General features: G+C 67.8%; 13 protein-coding genes and 1 pseudogene. 10 read left to right on the top strand and 4 right to left on the bottom strand.

Going from position 1 to position 13,989, the window contains the following annotated elements; translation table 11 throughout:
* Together VE759_RS02460 and VE759_RS02455 are read right to left on the bottom strand one after the other, a co-directional pair.
* A pseudogene (locus tag VE759_RS02460) lies at positions 1-194 on the bottom strand (quinone oxidoreductase); the annotation flags it as partial.
* A 68-nt stretch (positions 195-262) separates the two neighbouring features.
* A complete protein-coding gene (locus VE759_RS02455; RefSeq protein WP_324927888.1) occupies positions 263-1,027 on the bottom strand; it encodes an SDR family NAD(P)-dependent oxidoreductase in 765 nt (254 codons plus the stop codon).
* Between the two features lie 25 nt (positions 1,028-1,052).
* On the opposite strand from VE759_RS02455, the gene VE759_RS02450 reads away from it, so the two are divergent.
* From VE759_RS02450 to VE759_RS02435, 4 genes are all read left to right on the top strand, one after another.
* Entirely contained in the window at positions 1,053-1,652 is a 600-nt protein-coding gene (locus VE759_RS02450) for a helix-turn-helix domain-containing protein (protein ID WP_324927896.1), read from the top strand.
* A gap of 608 nt (positions 1,653-2,260) precedes the next feature.
* Complete coding sequence (mdlC, locus tag VE759_RS02445; RefSeq protein WP_324927886.1) at positions 2,261-3,874, top strand: benzoylformate decarboxylase; 1,614 nt, start codon at positions 2,261-2,263, stop codon at positions 3,872-3,874.
* A gap of 276 nt (positions 3,875-4,150) precedes the next feature.
* Complete coding sequence (locus tag VE759_RS02440; RefSeq protein ID WP_324927884.1) at positions 4,151-4,489, top strand: metalloregulator ArsR/SmtB family transcription factor; 339 nt, start codon at positions 4,151-4,153, stop codon at positions 4,487-4,489.
* Positions 4,486-5,154 carry an SRPBCC family protein gene (locus VE759_RS02435; RefSeq protein WP_324927882.1) on the top strand — a complete coding sequence of 223 codons (669 nt, stop codon included), beginning with the start codon at positions 4,486-4,488 and terminating at the stop codon, positions 5,152-5,154. Before VE759_RS02440 ends, VE759_RS02435 begins: the two co-directional genes overlap by 4 nt.
* A 210-nt stretch (positions 5,155-5,364) precedes the next feature.
* Here the strand turns inward: VE759_RS02435 and VE759_RS02430 are convergent, their stop codons facing one another.
* Positions 5,365-5,655, bottom strand: a complete 291-nt coding sequence (locus tag VE759_RS02430; RefSeq protein ID WP_324927880.1) for a WhiB family transcriptional regulator — start codon at positions 5,653-5,655, stop codon at positions 5,365-5,367.
* A 406-nt stretch (positions 5,656-6,061) separates the two neighbouring features.
* Here VE759_RS02430 and VE759_RS02425 point away from each other — a divergent pair, with 406 nt between their 5' ends.
* From VE759_RS02425 to VE759_RS02415, 3 genes are all read left to right on the top strand, one after another.
* Positions 6,062-6,850 carry a hypothetical protein gene (locus tag VE759_RS02425; RefSeq protein WP_324927878.1) on the top strand — a complete coding sequence of 263 codons (789 nt, stop codon included), beginning with the start codon at positions 6,062-6,064 and terminating at the stop codon, positions 6,848-6,850.
* A gap of 97 nt (positions 6,851-6,947) precedes the next feature.
* A complete protein-coding gene (locus tag VE759_RS02420; protein WP_324927876.1) occupies positions 6,948-7,526 on the top strand; it encodes a sigma-70 family RNA polymerase sigma factor in 579 nt (192 codons plus the stop codon).
* Positions 7,519-8,811: an anti-sigma-D factor RsdA gene (locus VE759_RS02415; RefSeq protein ID WP_324927874.1), complete on the top strand. Its 1,293-nt coding sequence runs from the start codon at positions 7,519-7,521 to the stop codon at positions 8,809-8,811. The genes VE759_RS02420 and VE759_RS02415 overlap by 8 nt, the downstream gene beginning before the upstream one ends.
* 17 nt (positions 8,812-8,828) lie before the next feature.
* Here VE759_RS02415 and VE759_RS02410 read toward each other — a convergent pair whose 3' ends face one another.
* On the bottom strand, positions 8,829-9,230 hold the full coding sequence (locus tag VE759_RS02410) for a DUF5319 domain-containing protein (RefSeq protein ID WP_324927873.1): 402 nt from the start codon (positions 9,228-9,230) through the stop codon (positions 8,829-8,831).
* A 157-nt stretch (positions 9,231-9,387) separates the two neighbouring features.
* Here VE759_RS02410 and guaB point away from each other — a divergent pair, with 157 nt between their 5' ends.
* The 3 genes from guaB to VE759_RS02395 all read left to right on the top strand — a co-directional run bounded on the left by guaB (position 9,388) and on the right by VE759_RS02395 (position 13,948).
* A complete protein-coding gene (gene guaB, locus VE759_RS02405; RefSeq protein WP_324927871.1) occupies positions 9,388-10,929 on the top strand; it encodes an IMP dehydrogenase in 1,542 nt (513 codons plus the stop codon).
* 24 nt (positions 10,930-10,953) lie between these two features.
* Positions 10,954-12,081, top strand: coding sequence for a GuaB3 family IMP dehydrogenase-related protein (locus VE759_RS02400; protein WP_324927894.1), 1,128 nt, complete (start codon positions 10,954-10,956; stop codon positions 12,079-12,081).
* A gap of 130 nt (positions 12,082-12,211) precedes the next feature.
* Complete coding sequence (locus VE759_RS02395; RefSeq protein ID WP_324927869.1) at positions 12,212-13,948, top strand: GMC family oxidoreductase; 1,737 nt, start codon at positions 12,212-12,214, stop codon at positions 13,946-13,948.
* The last annotated feature ends 41 nt before the right edge of the window (positions 13,949-13,989 follow it).

Below are 13,989 nucleotides of genomic sequence, written 5' to 3'. Positions count from 1 at the left end.
ATTCCCTCGACTCCCAGCACGGTGGGGACCGACCAGCCGGGCAACGGCCTTGTTCGGGCGCCGGTGTCCATGTAGTTCACCCCAGCAACGCGAAGCCGCACGAGTGCTTCACCGGGGCCGGGCGTCGGATCGGGCATGTCGGTCCAGGTCATCACTTCCGGGCCGCCGTACTCGCCTATATAGATCGCGCGCATGAGGACCTCTCTCACTACGTAAGCAGCAATTCACGGAAATGGACTCGCAAGTCCAGAGAAATCGCACCCTAGATAGCCGACCATCCGCCGTCGATGCTCAAGGTCGCGCCGTGAATGTTGGCGGCGTCGTCGCTGGCCAAAAACACCACGGCTGCCGCGACTTCGGCCGGGGTGCTCGCGCGTCGGGATGGAATGCGCGCCAGTTGTGGAGCCAGGTAATCGGCTATTTGCGCGGTGCGCTCGGTCAGGCTGGGCCCGGGCGCCACGGTGTTGACGCGTACCCCGAGCGGGCCGTACTCGTCGGCCCACGATTTGGTCAATGAGTGCAGCGTGGCCTTGGTGGCGCTGTAGAGCGCCGAGCCGCCCATGCCGATCAGGCCGTTGATCGAGCCGATGTTGACGATGGCACCGGCGCCGCGCTCGGCCATCGCGGGCGCGATGATCCCGGTCAGCAGGAACGGCGCGGTGACGTTGACCGCGAATGCGTCACGCACCAGCTGTTCGGGCACGTCGGCGGTCGGTGTCGGGGCGAGCAGCATCGCGGCGTTATTGATCAGAATGTCGATCCTGTCGCCGGCGGCGGCGCTGGCCTGCGCCGCCAGCCGGTGCACCTCGGCGCTGCCCGCGCCGAGATCGGCCGAAACAAACACCGCGGAGCCGCCGCCGGAGGCGATGCGCGTGACGACATTGTTTCCGCGCGTGTGGTCGCGGCCACTGACCACGACGAACGCGCCCGCGTTGGCCAGTGCGACGGCGAAGGCCTCGCCCAGACCGCTCGTCGAACCCGTCACCAGCGCGGTCCGGCCGGCCAGACGGGTAGCATTTGGACTCATGAGTCCACATAATTCACGCATGAAAATGGACTCGCAAGTCCAAACTCTGACTGCGAAGGGACGCGCGACCCGGCAGCGGATCGTGGAGGGCGCGGCCGCCGAGATCCGCGCCCGCGGCGTCGCCATCGCCACCCTCGACGACGTCCGGTCGCGCACGCACACCAGCAAGAGCCAGCTGTTCCACTACTTCCCGGGCGGCAAGGAGCAGCTGCTGCTGGCGGTGGCCGAGCACGAGGCGCAGCGCGTGCTCAGCGACCAACAGCCCCACCTGTCGGCGTTGACGTCGTGGGCGGCCTGGCAGCGTTGGCGCGACACCGTCGTCGATCGCTACCGCCGGCAGGGTCAGCACTGCCCGCTGGCTGGATTGATGTCGGAGATCGGCCGCACGTCCCCCGCGGCGCAGTCCGTGACCGCGGCACTGATGCGGCAGTGGCACGTTGCCATCGCCACCGGCGTGCGCCAGATGCAACAACAACACAAGATCGCCGCGAGCATCAACGCCGACCGCGCAGCGGCGGCACTGTTAGCCGGAATCCAGGGCGGAGTCGGGATCATGCTGGCCACCGGCGACCTCGGCTATCTCGAAGCCGCGCTGGACCTAGGAATCGAATCCCTGCGACATTAGGAAGCTCTGGAACCCAAGCTGAATCACGGAGGGTAGATCGCGCTCATTGGCCTTAATCCAGGCATCCATCCCTAATTGGTACCCAATCAAACCACCCAATTGGAGCCTATGTACGTCCGATTTGGGTCATAGCGTGGGGTAAGTCAGGTGCCCGTGCCGACCGCCGCGCGTGCACTCCGCCTTGCACCGATTCATTACGCGGACGCGTTCGTGGTGGAAACCGGTCGACAAATCGGCGAACGCAGGCGTGGACTTCTCGAAGGTCAGCGACGTGATCCTCGGCCTCGACTGCCGATCGCTTGAGCGATAAGGCGGCCGCCGCTGGCGACCGCGCGTGCCATCGATTTCGCCGCGGCAGCGATCGACGAGGCCGAGTCGGCGGTGCTCGGCGCGATGTATGCGCGCGCCAACGCGGACGCGCTCGGTTCCTGGACGGGTGAGTGAGGCTGACCCCAACCGGCCAGCCGTTGTAGTGCGGCACCGCGATCGGCGTCGATCGCTGTCATCAAAGACATCGACCCCGGCCGTGAACCCGGCGATAGTGGTCGCAGAGCGTGACGCCACGGCACATACACGGCGCTCGATCACCAGAAGGGACAGACAGGCAAATGGCAGATAAGAAGACCGTGCGCGACGTGACGTACGACCTTCTGCGTTCGCTCGGGTTGACAACGGTGTTCGGCAACCCTGGCTCCACCGAAGAGACGTTCTTGAAGAACTTCCCCGACGACTTCACCTACGTACTGGGATTGCAGGAAGCGTCGGTGCTGGCCATGGCGGACGGGTTCGCGCAGTCGACGGGCAAGCCCGCATTGGTCAATGTGCACACGGCTGCCGGAACCGGCAACGCGATGGGCAGCCTGCTGGCCGCGCACAAGGGCAACACCCCCCTCATCGTCACGGCGGGTCAGCAGACGCGCGAAATGGTCTTGTGCGAACCGTATTTGACCAATCCTGACGAAAACGTATTGCCGCAGCCGTTGGTGAAGTGGGCCTATCAGCCTGCCCGCGCCGAGGATGTGCCCGCAGCGTTCATGCGTGCATACGCGATGGCTCTTCAGCCTCCGGCCGGGCCGGTCTTTCTCTCTATCCCGCTCGACGACTGGGAAAAGCCTGCGTTGGGTCCCGCGGTGGTCAGGACGGTGAGCCACCGGGTCGGCCCGGATAGCGACCGCCTGCACAGTTTTGCCGACCGCATCAACCGTGCGCAACGACCCCTGTTGGTGTTCGGCCCGGAAGTCGATCGCAGCGGCGCTTGGGAGGCCGGCGTGCTGTTCGCGGAAAAGGTCGGGGCGCCTGTGTACGGCAGCGCGCTTCCCGACAGGGTGGCGTTTCCCGAGGATCACCGTCTGTATCAGGGACCGCTGCCGATGACGATCGCCGGTGTCACGGAGATCTTGCGGGGTCACGACCTTGTCGTCGTGATTGGGGCGCAGGTCTTCCGGTACTACCCGTATGTTGCCGGCGAGTACTTGCCCGAGGGCACCGAATTGGTGCAGATCACGGCCGATCCGGCGGTGGCGGGAGCCGCGCCGGTCGGCGACAGCTTGCTCGGTGATGCCCTGTTGGCTTTGGAACAGCTCGTGGGCATGGTCGACGACCACGGTGACCGGTCAGTCCCAGCCAGGCAGGTGAGTAACTCTGCAGTTGACTCGGCGGTGTCGCCACCGCTGACGCCGGATGCGGTGTGGTCGGCGTTGAGCACCGTCAAACCTGCCGAGTCGCCCCTAGTCACCGAGTCGACATCGACGATGGCCCAACAGCTGCGCTGGCTGCCCACGACCCGCCCGGCCTCGTTTTTCGCCACCGCCAGTGGTGGTATCGGCTGGGGTGTGCCCGCGGCGGTGGGTATCGCGATGGGAGACCGCGCCCGCGGGGTCAAGCGCACGGTGGTGGCGACCATCGGCGACGGGTCGTTCCAATACTCGGTGCAGGCGATCTGGACCGCCGCCCAACATCGCCTGCCGGTCGTGTTCGTCGTGATGCGCAACGAGGAGTACTCGATCCTGAAATCGTTCGCGGTACTGGAGGAAACCCCAGGTGTGCCTGGCCTCGATCTGCCCGGACTCGATATCGCCACTATCGCGACGGGTTTCGGGTGCCGGGCAGTCAATGTCGACAGCACCGAGAAGCTGGCCCGCGAGTTCACCGCCGCGCTGGACGCCGACGGACCCACCGTGATCGTGGTGCCGACCAAACCGCAGCCAGCGCACCTGGGATGACCATCGGCCGGGGACATTTGGATTCGGCGTGGAGCTAGGCGACGTGCCAACCTCCTGGTCGTCGTCTTGTCGGGCCACCATGCCGTCACCAACGTCCGTGGTCGGTACACCTGGCGCAGCGGTCGAAGATGGAACCATCCTTCGTCGTGACCGCCGCTCGTTCAGTACCACCGCGACCGCGGTCGACAAGCCGGAGGAAGCCGCCGACGACCACCACGGCCATTCGCGCACCACTTAAGACTTGACTTATATAAGCCGTAGCTTTAGTTTGGCTGGGTGCATGCGTTCGACGTCCTGGGGGACCCGGTGCGCCGTCGGATTCTCGAACTGCTCGCCGACGGGGAGCTGTCCGCTGGCGCCGTCGCCGGCACCATCCAGGATGAGTTCGCGATCACCCAACCGGCAGTATCGCAACATCTGAAAGTGCTGCGGGACAACGGTTTCACCTCAGTGCGCCCGGAGGGACAGCGTCGGCTCTACGCCGTCAACGGCGCGGCGCTGCGCGATGTGGAGGAGTGGCTCAACGCGTTCCGCCGCTTCTGGACGCCACACCTCGACGCGCTCGGCACCGAAATCGCGCGCGGAAAACGACAACGACGAGGGGAGACAAGATGACCGAGATCGACGTCGATCATCAGATCAAGGCGGTTGCGCGAAACGTCGGAGCGCGCGTAATCAGCGCAGGGCACGCGCACGTCGTCACCATCAGCCAGTCGTACAACACCGACGCGGAAGACCTCTGGGATGCCGTCACCAACATCGAACGGATCCCGCGCTGGTTCCTACCAGTCACCGGTGACCTGAATGTCGGCGGCTCCTACCAGTTGGAGGGCCACGCACACGGCACGATCTTGACGTGCGACCCGCCGAAGAAATTCACCGCCACGTGGGAGTACGGCGGCAACGTCAGTTGGATCGACGTCAGCATCAGCGGTGAGGGTCTCGACCGGGTGCGGTTGGTAATCGAGCACACCATCGGCTCCGATGACGAGAACTGGCGCGAGTTCGGGCCGGGAGCGGTCGGGATCGGCTGGGATTCGATGGTTCTCGGGCTGGCCATTCACCTGGAGACCGGCGAGTCCATCGACCCGTCCTTCGGGCCGCAATGGACGGCCACCGACGACGGTCGTCGTTTCCTGAGGCTGTCCGGGGAGGCGTGGCACATGGCGAACGTCGATCGTGGCGAGGATCCGTCGCGGGCACGTGCGTTGACCGATGCATGCATCAAGGCGTACCTCGGTGAACCGATTAGCGCCGAATCTGCGCCGGGCACCTCGTAGCCGTGCGGTGTCCGCTATCGCTGTAATCCAACACCACCGGAACCGCGTCGGTGGACAAGCCCGAATACGAAGCCGACCACGACCACCACGGTCATCTGCGCTGAAGTTCGCGCAACGTTCGCGGGACAGCGGGACAGCGGGACGTTCCCGGGACCAGACGCAGAAGCCCCGAAATCGTTGGGGGCTTCTGCGTCCGCTCGGCAGGACGAGTCAGGCCGTGCGACGGATACCGCGCTTGAGCAACAGTTCCCGTTCCGATTCCGACAGGCCGCCCCAGATGCCGTAGGGCTCGGCGACAGCAAGGGCGTGCGCGCGGCATTGGGCCATCACCGGGCAGCGCCGGCACATTTCCTTCGCCCGCCTCTCGCGGGCCGCGCGGGCACGGCCGCGCTCGCCGTCGGGATGGAAGAACATCGCCGAGTCGACGCCCCGGCAAAGGCCGTGCATCTGCCAATCCCAGATGTCTGCGTTGGGGCCGGGTAGCTGTTGCGGCTGTGGCACTGGAAAACCCCTCTCTACGCGCCTATCTGGAGACCCAAGTGGGCGGTGAGTCGTGGAACCTATCCGAGAACATGTCGCCGATGACTACTCGTGCAGACAAGGTAGGGGTGTGGCGGAAATTGAGTCAATAGGGACGTTGTGTGCGGAACCGCATAACCGCAGTTCGAGAATTAACGTCACGTTCATTGTTTGGTCCCCGCCGCAGCGCTAAGCGTGGTATCTACCGAGTCGCCTCCGGTATTTCCGCAGTTCGCACCCGCCTGTGTCGCGGCCGTGTTTTCTCGCGTTCAGTAGGCAGTTGACGTCGCCTTAACGCAAGGACCACAAACTGTTAACGAATGTTCGTGGACCGGGCGTGGCGTGTCGGGCTGATAGCGTCGCGCGTGACATGAGCGGGTGGCTCGGCATGCCCGTTGACCGGAGACTCGCCGCGGCCGCGTTCGGCGACGATCCCGGCCGTTGGCCGCTGCCGGCCGCGTTCACGCCGATCGACACCTGGCTGCGCGCGGTCGCGGCCGGCGGGCAAGGCCAATACGGCTGCGCTCGCAGCGATTTGACCGTCCTGCGCCGACACGTCAGCTCTGGGCCGTTGGCGTCGCTGGCGCACAGCACCCATGCCTCGTTGCTGCGTCAGCTCGGCGGGCACGCCGTTGCCCGGGGCTGGGACGGGCGCGCGCGGGCGTTGGCGGCGGACGCGCAGTCGGTGGTCGACGCACTGGTCGGCTTGGCGGCCGATGCGTTGGGAATGATGCGGTTCGCGGCATCGGCGGCGTTGCTGGACCGGGCGCGCGCGGCGCTGGACGAAGCGCAGAACCCGCCGGATCGGCTGCCGATACGGCTGCAGTGGGTGACGGCCGAGCTGGCGATGGGCAGCGGCGACGGCGGCGCCGCCGTGCGCCATGCCGAGCGGGCATGCGAGCTGGCCGACGCGTCGGCCTCGGTGCGCCACCGCGTCAAGTCGGACGCAATACTGGCGGCCGCGCTCTGTGCCGCCGGCCGGGTGCAGCGGGCGCGCGCCGTGGCCGATGACGCGTTGCTCGTGACGGAGCGACTCGGCTTGCTCCCACTGCGGTGGGCGGTAGCCAGCTTGCTAGCCGACCTAGGCAGTGACACTATGCCCACCGATCGGCTCCGGGCCATCCGCGACGAATGCGCGGCGGAGCTGCGGCGGCGCGGCGGTGTTTGGTACCGCTGACCGCGGGCCGGTTGACATGGACTTCGACCGGCGATCGTTATTGTCAGGTGACCGCCGAGAGGCACTCGGCTACGTAACGTTGAGGACGCTTTCTTCGATGACAGTTTCGGGAGATCGACTCGATGCTGTCGTTGCTGGAGCAGTGGCCGGCGATCGGGAAGCGCTCCGCGAAGTGCTGGAGACCATTCGTCCAATCGTGGTTCGGTACTGCCGCGCAAGGGTCGGGACGGCGGAACGGAGCGGTCTGTCGGCTGACGATATTGCGCAGGAGGTTTGCTTGGCCGCCATGACGGCGTTGCCGCGCTACAAGGACCAGGGACGACCCTTCCTGGCCTTCGTATACGGCATCGCGGCCCACAAGGTCGCCGACGCCCATCGTGCGCTGGCCCGAAACCGCTCGGAGCCCACCGACGAAGTGCCCGAGCGCTTCGCTGCCGGTCCGGGGCCCGAGCAGATGGCCGTCGATGCCGAATCGAACGCCCGGATGGCCGCACTTCTCGAGGTGCTTCCGGAGAAGCAGCGCGAAATCCTGATCCTGCGCGTGGTCGTCGGACTGAGCGCCGAGGAGACCGCCGAGGCCACCGGCAGCACGCCCGGCGCCGTCCGCGTCGCCCAGCATCGTGCGCTGGCCCGACTGCGTGCCGAGCTCATCGGGGAGGGGCGTGGACATGCCTGACTTCCCCGATTTCGAATCGGGTCTGGACGCCGTGAGGCGTGCCGACCGCATCGTCGACGCGCTCGCCAGCGGGCGACGTGTCCCATCGTCAGATCCCGGAGACCTCGCCGTCGCGTCGCTGTTGGCGCACTGGCGTGACGACATCCGGCGTGGGCCGGTTCCTGAGCTGGTGTCCACCCGGGAGGCCGCCGCGGCGCTGCGTCGCGCTCAGCCGGTACAGGGGCGAACCAGATTCCTTTCGACCGTGGTCGGTGCGGTTGCCGCGGCGTTGTTGTCCGTCGGCGGCTTCGGCGCCATCGTCTACGATGCCCATCCGGGCGACACGCTGTACGGACTGCGCACCATGGTGTTCGGCGAGGCGCCCATGATGCGCAACGACCACGTCACGCTCGCCGCGCAGACCGAACTCGCCGAAGCTCAGCAGCTGATCACCGAGGGCAAGTGGCAGCAGGCCCAAGACAAGCTCGTTGCCGCCAGCACGACGGTGCAGGGCGTCGACGACGCCCAACGCAAGCAGCAACTCGTCGACCAGATGAACCAGCTCGCCGCCAAAGTCGAAGCGCGCGACCCGAATGCGACGCTGGCGCCCGGCGCGGCGCCGCCGGCCTTCCTGCCGGCGCCCGCGGTGATTCCGGGGCCGGCGGTCGTGCCAGGAGCACCCGCGTCGCCCGAAGCCACGACCCCGTCGAGCTCGACGACGACCACCGCCACCACGACGACTTCGCCGGTGCAGAGTCCGCCCCAGAGTCCGGCTCCGCCGGTGCAGGGGCCGGCGCTGCAGGGTCCCCCGGTGCAGGGTCCCCCGCCGCAGGGCCAACCCCCGGCGCAGGGTCCCCCGCAGCAGGGCCAACCCCCGGCGCAGGGTCCCCCCGCGCAGGGTCAGCCCCCCGCGCAGGGTCAGCCCCCGGGGCAGGGTGGATCGCCGCAGTCGAACACTCCCACGTCGACGTCGACCACGCCGCCGAAACCGCCGCCTCCGCCGGCCGATGTCGGGACCGCCGGCGTCGCCCCGGCGCCAGGCAACGCGGCAAATCCGCCAGGCAACGCGGCTAATCCGCCAGGCAACGCGGCTAATCCGCCCGGCGGCCAGGCTCCCGCCCTGGCCCCGCAGCGGGGGCATGGCCCGGCGAACGCCCTGCAGCCGGGCCAGGGCCCGGCGAACGCCCCGCCACCGGAGCAGCCCACCATGAGCACCCCGCCTGCTGCACCACGGATCAAGCAGCAAGGGGGCCCAAACGAAGTGATCACCAGCTCGGTGCCGAAACCGGGCTCGCGCGGCGACTAGTCAGCCGTTAGCGACCCTCAGCGGTAGTCCGGGTCCGATGTGGCCTCGTTCAGCGAAGCGTCGGCATAACCGCGGCAGTAATCCCAGGTCACGTACGCGTCGGGTTCCGGGTCGTATGCGGGCTCATGGGGGCGCACCGTCCCGTCGACCAACAGTTGCAACAGGTTCGCGCGCAGCATGTCCCAGTCGTGGTAGTGGTCCCGCTGGCACTCGTCGCAACACACCACCAGACCGCGGATACCCTTGTGCGCCAACAACGCCTCGTAGACCGCCAAGTCGGCCAGGTCGGCCTCTACCGCTGCCCGTTCCTGCGGGTCCAGCGGCTGGCCCGGCTCGATCTCATCGAGCGCCGCCGACGGGTCCAGCGGATCTTCCGCAAACGGGTCAGGTGGCAGACCCGGGGGGAGTTGGTCGCGCACGTCTCCACACTACGCAGCCGCACTGACATCTCGCCAGCGGTTGGCGGGCGTCCCGGCGGGTGGCGGAACGGCCGCGCGAGCGGCCCCGCAGGTTCGAAGAAATCGGTGTCGAAGCCGATAGGATGGTTTTAGATCTGCGCCGATGGAGGCCCCACCCATGTCGATTGCGGAAAGCGCCGCGCCGGTCAGCATTCCCGTGCCCACCGGCGGTGACGACCCGAACAAGATCGCAATGCTGGGCCTGACCTTCGACGATGTGCTGCTGCTTCCGGCGGCCTCCGACGTGGTGCCCGCCGCGGCCGACACCTCGAGCCAATTGACGAAGAAGATCCGGCTGCAGGTGCCGCTGGTGAGCTCGGCGATGGACACCGTGACCGAGGCCCGGATGGCGATCGCGATGGCCCGCGCAGGCGGCATGGGCGTGCTGCACCGCAACCTGCCCGTCGCCGATCAGGCCGGCCAGATCGAGATGGTGAAGCGGTCCGAAGCCGGCATGGTGACCGACCCGGTTACCTGCTCGCCGGACAACACGCTGGCCGAGGTCGACGCCATGTGTGCCCGCTTCCGAATTTCCGGCCTGCCCGTCGTCGACGACTCCGGCCAGCTCGTCGGCATCATCACCAACCGTGACATGCGCTTCGAGGTGGACCAGGCCAAGCGAGTCTCCGAGGTGATGACGAAGGCGCCGCTGATCACCGCCCGCGAAGGTGTGACCGCCGACGCGGCGCTGGGACTGTTGCGGCGCCACAAGATCGAGAAGCTGCCGATCGTCGACGGCCACGGCAAACTGACCGGGCTGATCACCGTCAAGGACTTCGTCAAGACGGAGCAGCATCCGAACGCCACCAAGGACAGCGACGGCCGGTTGCTTGTCGGCGCCGCCGTCGGCGTCGGCGACGACGCGTGGGACCGCGCGATGACGTTGGTCGACGCCGGTGTCGACGTGCTCATCGTGGACACCGCGCACGCGCACAACCGCCGGGTGCTCGACATGGTCGGCAAGCTCAAGGCCGAGGTCGGCGAGCGGGTGGAGGTGGTCGGCGGCAACGTCGCCACCCGCGCTGCGGCCGCCGCGCTGGTCGGGGCCGGCGCCGACGCGGTGAAGGTCGGCGTGGGCCCGGGATCCATTTGCACCACACGGGTGGTGGCCGGGGTGGGGGCGCCGCAGATCACCGCGATCCTCGAGGCCGTAGCGGTCTGTGCGCCCAAGGGTGTGCCCGTGATCGCCGACGGCGGCCTGCAATATTCCGGCGACATCGCCAAGGCCCTGGCCGCCGGCGCGTCGACGACGATGCTGGGTTCGCTGCTGGCCGGCACCGCGGAGGCTCCCGGCGAGCTGATCTTCGTCAACGGGAAGCAGTTCAAGAGCTACCGGGGCATGGGATCGCTGGGCGCGATGCAGGGCCGAGGCGGCGGCAAGTCCTATTCCAAGGACCGCTACTTCCAGGACGACGCGCTGTCGGAGGACAAGCTGGTGCCCGAGGGCATCGAGGGCCGGGTGCCGTTCCGCGGCCCGCTCTCGACGGTCATCCGCCAACTGACCGGCGGCCTGCGCGCGGCGATGGGCTACACCGGGTCGGCCACCATAGCGCAGCTGCAGCAGGCGCAGTTCGTCCGCATCACGCCGGCGGGTCTGAAGGAGAGTCACCCGCATGACATCACGATGACCGTCGAAGCCCCGAACTACTACACCCACTAGCGGAGGCGGGCCGTCGTGCGTGACATGGTCGAAATCGGCATGGGCCGCTCGGCGCGGCGCACCTATGAGCTCGACGACGTCAACATCGTGCCGTCCCGGCGCACCCGCTCGTCGCAGGACGTGTCGACGGCCTGGCAGCTCGACGCCTACCGGTTCGAGATCCCGGTGCTCGCGCATCCCACCGATGCGCTGGTGTCGCCGGAGTTCGCGATCGAGCTCGGCCGCGTCGGCGGCCTCGGGGTGCTCAACGGCGAAGGGCTGATCGGCCGGCACACCGATGTCGAGGGCAAGATCGCTCAGGTCATCGAGGCCGCCGAAAAGGAACCGGAGCCGTCGGCGGCGATCCGGCTGCTGCAGCAGCTGCACGCCGCGCCGCTCGATCCGGACCTGCTCGGCGCCGCCGTGGCCCGCATCCGCGACGCAGGTGTGGTCACGGCCGTGCGGGTCAGCCCGCAGAATGCGCGCTCGCTGACCCCGGCGCTGATCGCGGCAGGCATCGATCTGCTCGTCATCCAGGGCACGATCGTCTCGGCCGAGCGCGTTGCTCGCGACGGCGAACCACTCAACCTCAAGACCTTCATCTCCGAGCTCGATGTTCCCGTGGTCGCCGGCGGCGTGCTCGACCACCGCACCGCGCTGCACCTGATGCGCACCGGCGCCGCGGGCGTCATCGTCGGCTACGGCTCCACCACCGGCGTCACCACCACCGACGAGGTGCTGGGCATCAGCGTGCCGATGGCCACCGCGATCGCCGACGCCGCCGCGGCCCGCCGCGAATACCTCGACGAGACCGGCGGCCGGTATGTGCACGTGCTGGCCGACGGCGACATCCATACCTCCGGCGACCTGGCCAAGGCGATCGCGTGCGGGGCCGACGCGGCGGTGCTCGGCACGCCGCTGGCCGCCGCGGCCGAGGCGCTCGGCGGCGGCTGGTTCTGGCCCGCCGCGGCCGCGCACCCGTCGCTGCCGCGCGGCGCGCTGCTGCAGGTCGCGACCGGCGAGCGGCCGTCACTGCGCCAGGTGCTGACCGGACCGTCCGACGACCCGTTCGGCGCGCTGAACCTGGTCGGAGGGCTGCGCCGGTCGATGGCCAAGGCCGGCTACTGCGACCTCAAGGAGTTCCAGAAGGTCGGCCTGACCGTCGGCTCCTGACCCCGGCCCGTCGGCTCCTGACCCCGGCCCGACCCTCGGACCCCCGGCCCAACCGTCGACTCCCGACGACCCCGCGAGGTTAGCCGACCCTGTCTAGCAACTTACCCACCGGTAAGTTCATACTGGTTGGGTGGAGCCTGACTACGACGTCTTGATCATCGGTTCGGGTTTTGGGGGCAGCGTCACCGCGCTCCGGTTGACCGAGAAGGGTTATCGAGTCGGGGTCCTTGAAGCCGGTCGTCGATTCGAAGACCACGAGTTCGCCAAGACCTCGTGGAACCTGCGCAAATTCTTGTGGGCGCCGAGGCTCGGCATGTACGGCATCCAGCGTATTCACCTGCTGCGCAACGTGATGATCCTCGCCGGTGCCGGCGTGGGCGGCGGGTCGCTGAACTACGCCAATACGCTCTACGTGCCGCCGGAGCCGTTTTTCGCCGACCGGCAGTGGTCGCACATCACCAATTGGCGCGACGAGCTGATGCCGCACTACGACCAGGCGCAGCGCATGCTCGGCGTGGTGCGCAACCCGACGTTCACCGACGCCGACCGCATCGTCAAGGAAGTCGCCGATGAGATGGGTGTAGGCGACACGTTCGTGTCGACGCCCGTCGGGGTGTTTTTCGGGCCCGAGGGCCAGAAGACGCCCGGCAAGCGGGTGGCCGACCCGTACTTCGGCGGCGTCGGGCCGCAGCGCACCGGGTGCCTGGAATGCGGATCGTGCATGACCGGCTGCCGGTACGGCGCCAAGAACACGCTGGTGAAGAACTATCTTGGGTTGGCGGAAGCGTCTGGCGCACAGGTACTTCCGATGCGGACGGTCACGGGCTTCGAGCAGCGGCCCGACGGCAGCTGGCTCGTGCACACCGTGCGCACCGGACGCTGGCTTCGCAAGCAGAAGAAGTCGTACACGGCAACGCATTTGGTGCTGGCCGCGGGCACCTGGGGCACGCAGCGGCTGCTGTTCAAGATGCGCGACAACGGCAAGCTGCCCAAGCTCTCCGACCGGCTCGGCGTGCTGACCCGCACCAACTCCGAATCCATCGTCGGTGCCGGAAAGCTCGAGGTGTCACCGGATTTGGATCTGACGCACGGCGTGGCCATCACGTCGTCGATCCACCCCACATCCGACACGCACATTGAACCGGTGCGCTACGGCAAGGGCTCCAACGCGATGGGGCTGTTGCAGACGCTGATGACCGACGGTGAGGGCCCCGAGGGCACCGATGTGCCGCGCTGGAAGCAGCTTTTCATCAACGCCCGCAAGGATCCGCGCGGCACTCTGCGGCTGCTCAACGTGCACCGGTGGAGCGAGCGGACATTGATCGCGCTGGTGATGCAGCACCTGGACAACTCGATCACGACATTCACCAAGCGCGGGTCGTTCGGCCGGCGCCGGTATTCCAGCAAGCAAGGCCACGGCAAACCGAATCCGACCTGGATCCCGGTCGGCAACGAGGTGACCCGCCGCATCGCCAAGAAGATCGACGGCGTGGCGGGCGGCACCTGGGGTGAATTGTTCAACATCCCGCTGACCGCTCACTTCCTCGGCGGGGCGGCGATCGGCGACAGCCCCGAAACCGGCGTCATCGACCCGTATCAGCGGGTCTACGGCTACCCGACCCTTTCGGTGATGGACGGCGCTGCGATCTCGGCCAATCTGGGCGTCAACCCGTCGCTGTCGATCACGGCGCAGGCCGAGCGGGCGGCGTCGCTGTGGCCCAACAAGGGCGAGGCCGACCACCGGCCCGAGCAGGGCGAGGCCTACCGCAGGCTGGCTCCGATCGAGCCGAAGCATCCGGTGGTGCCCGCGGGCGCGCCGGGCGCGCTGCGCTGGCTGCCGATCGAACCGGTCAGCTCGGCGGGGTAGCCACCGCGATTACCCCGCGGGAGCCACCGCAATTACCCCGC

It is taken from the genome of Mycobacterium sp. (assembly GCF_035640695.1).
Classification (GTDB): domain Bacteria; phylum Actinomycetota; class Actinomycetes; order Mycobacteriales; family Mycobacteriaceae; genus Mycobacterium.
This window is presented reverse-complemented; position numbering and strand designations above follow the sequence as displayed.